Source organism: Pseudoalteromonas sp. Ld19, from assembly GCF_045064135.1.
GTDB lineage: Bacteria > Pseudomonadota > Gammaproteobacteria > Enterobacterales > Alteromonadaceae > Pseudoalteromonas > Pseudoalteromonas aliena.
In genome coordinates this window covers 1-1,781 of record NZ_JBISHA010000013.1, presented here as the reverse complement: position 1 = coordinate 1,781, position 1,781 = coordinate 1, and the positions used below count along the sequence as shown (strand labels likewise).

Below are 1,781 nucleotides of genomic sequence, written 5' to 3'. Positions count from 1 at the left end.
CATTATTTTTAGTTTCAAGTTCATGGTTTTTAGCAAGCGCGATCCATCGTTGCAAGGTTGAATAACCGATACCTAAATCAAGCGCAACATCTTCTAAGCGAACATCATCACATTGAGATAATGCTTTTTCAACAGCTTGAACTTTAAATTCTTGTGTAAATCGACGTCTCATTTTATCTGCCTCTATTAAAAGTTAGAAGCGACAACTATCCTGACACAGGGGGAAAGAGGTGACTTGTTCAATCCTATATATAAAGATAAGTTTGGGAAAACAAATATTGAGCGAATGAAAAAAGGAAAGGCACCCATAGGTTATGATGGTGAGGAGGTGAACCTTCATCATCTTACTCAAGATGAGCCTGGCTCTATGGCTGAACTAGGTTCGGTTTTTCATAGCGAAAATGATAGGTTTCTTCATATTTATACAAACCAATATGATAAATCTTATAAAGGATCTGATAACGAACGGCATCGTTATAGTAGTGCTCCACCTCCTATGGATAGAAGACCATTTAATAGATGGAAGAAAAAATATTGGAAAAATCGCGCAAATGATTATGAATAAGGTGATATATGTCTATTGAAAAGATTAATTTAGCAATAAAAATGATGGAAAGTACTGGAGAAGAGATTTTAACTACCGGAGGAGTGACTAGTTCATTGATTCAGCAAGCAGAGCAAAAACTAAAAATAAAATTTACTGATGATTATAAATACTTTTTAGAAAAATTTGGCTGTTTAAGCTTTGAAGGTGAAGAGTTTTATGGTCTAACTCGTGATGGGCTAAATTCAGACGCAATTCCATGTGTTATTTTTGCTACTGAGTCAGCGAGAATGCGTGGAGATATTTCCCAATCAATGGTTTACGTAAAATCTTCAGGTTATGGTCCGTTGTTTAGTATAGACTTATCTGGTACTGATTCTGTTTTTCCTGTAGTAGAAACCAGTTTGTCCTATAAAAGAGATAAAGAAGTAAACATAGTGGCTGAGAGTTTTGGGGATTTTTTTTATAACGAAATTAAAGATGCAATTGAGGATTTATGATTTTATATAACTGGGAGCGATGATGTTTTATAAAAAAAACGATATTTGTGTTGATTTGTTACAAATGGTTGAGTACTTTCGAAGTGAAGAAGAGAAAGATGCTTTTTTCGAATGGTTTACGTTAGCTTTAACTAATGTAGAAATTATTAATAAGCTCAGACATGTAGAAATTTGTCATATTTGTAATGAATTTATGACTTTAAAGTCTACTGGTAAAAAGTTTTCAAGTTATGAATTTAGAATACCTAATGGGGAGTCAGATCTAATTGTTAGCTCTGCAATTTTACATTTTATTTCTGTTCATAATTTAATTCCGAATAAAGTCATTATTAATGCATTAGAGAAAATTAAACCTATTTTTTAATCGCAAAATAAACTAGACACCCACCCTAATTTTTGCAGTATGGCGAACTAAGTACTAGGCTTTCATCAGTGTGAAAACAAGCAGGGGGTCTTATGGCTATCGCAAGAAAGCGTCAAGTAAGTTTGGTTGATACAAAGTATTACCACTGTATCTCGCGTTGTGTTCGGCGTGCATTTTTATGCGGTGAAGACCATTTTACGGGTCAATCTTACGAGCACCGCAGAGGGTGGGTTGAAGACAAACTGCTTGAGTTAACAGGGCGTTGTATACGAGAGGACAAACGAGGGTATATTGATAATATAAACCTTCCTTTGCTTGAAAGGCTTAATATATCCCCAGAAAACTGGTTAAAACTCACCACACAATTTACACG

Annotated in this window: 4 protein-coding genes and 1 pseudogene; 4 read left to right on the top strand and 1 reads right to left on the bottom strand. The window is 34.6% G+C overall.

Translation table 11 applies throughout. The annotated features are described in order from the left end of the window. On the bottom strand, positions 1 to 172 hold a 172-nt coding region (locus ACJJVZ_RS03420), incomplete at its 3' end, for a transposase (protein WP_405621592.1). A 63-nt stretch (positions 173 to 235) separates the two neighbouring features. Here ACJJVZ_RS03420 and ACJJVZ_RS03415 point away from each other — a divergent pair. The 4 genes and pseudogenes from ACJJVZ_RS03415 to ACJJVZ_RS03400 all read left to right on the top strand — a co-directional run. After that, a complete protein-coding gene (locus tag ACJJVZ_RS03415) occupies positions 236 to 565 on the top strand; it encodes an HNH/ENDO VII family nuclease (RefSeq protein WP_405597018.1) in 330 nt (109 codons plus the stop codon). Between the two features lie 8 nt (positions 566 to 573). After that, positions 574 to 1,044, top strand: coding sequence for an SMI1/KNR4 family protein (locus tag ACJJVZ_RS03410; RefSeq protein WP_405597015.1), 471 nt, complete (start codon positions 574 to 576; stop codon positions 1,042 to 1,044). A 19-nt stretch (positions 1,045 to 1,063) separates the two neighbouring features. Continuing rightward, positions 1,064 to 1,408 (top strand): hypothetical protein, encoded by a 345-nt coding sequence (locus ACJJVZ_RS03405; RefSeq protein ID WP_405621589.1) that lies wholly within the window; start codon positions 1,064 to 1,066, stop codon positions 1,406 to 1,408. Positions 1,409 to 1,500: 92 nt separating this feature from the next. After that, positions 1,501 to 1,781 (top strand): annotated as a pseudogene (locus tag ACJJVZ_RS03400) (hypothetical protein); the annotation flags it as partial.

Excerpts from the sequence above, each read along its gene's own strand:
- ACJJVZ_RS03410 (WP_405597015.1), top strand. The coding sequence starts at position 574 with ATGTCTATTGAAAAGATTAATTTAGCAATAAAAATGATGGAAAGTACT.
- ACJJVZ_RS03405 (WP_405621589.1), top strand. The coding sequence starts at position 1,064 with ATGATGTTTTATAAAAAAAACGATATTTGTGTTGATTTGTTACAAATG.